Genomic DNA, 298 nt, shown 5'->3' with positions numbered 1-298 from the left:
CGGCGAAGTGGTCGGCCAGGTGGTCACCACCATGTCCGCCATCGAAGCCTCCTCGAAGAAGATCGCCGAGATCATCAGCGTCATCGACGGCATCGCCTTCCAGACCAACATCCTGGCCCTCAACGCTGCGGTCGAGGCCGCCCGTGCCGGTGAACAGGGCCGCGGCTTTGCGGTGGTCGCCAGCGAAGTGCGCACCCTCGCCCAGCGCTCGGCCGCTGCCGCCAAGGAGATCAAGGGCCTGATCGATGACTCGGTGGGCAAGGTCGCCGATGGTTCTGCGCTGGTACACAAGGCCGGT

At 66.4% G+C, this 298-nt stretch carries 1 protein-coding gene; it reads left to right on the top strand.

The window, feature by feature from the left end:
* The coding region (locus AC06FB_RS18870) for a methyl-accepting chemotaxis protein (RefSeq protein WP_478053987.1) at window positions 1-298 on the top strand (298 nt) is incomplete at both ends.

It is taken from the genome of Stenotrophomonas sp. Steno-C15, assembly GCF_056393265.1.
The sequence above is the reverse complement of the archived record's forward strand: the minus strand, read 5'-3'. Positions and strand labels throughout refer to the sequence as shown.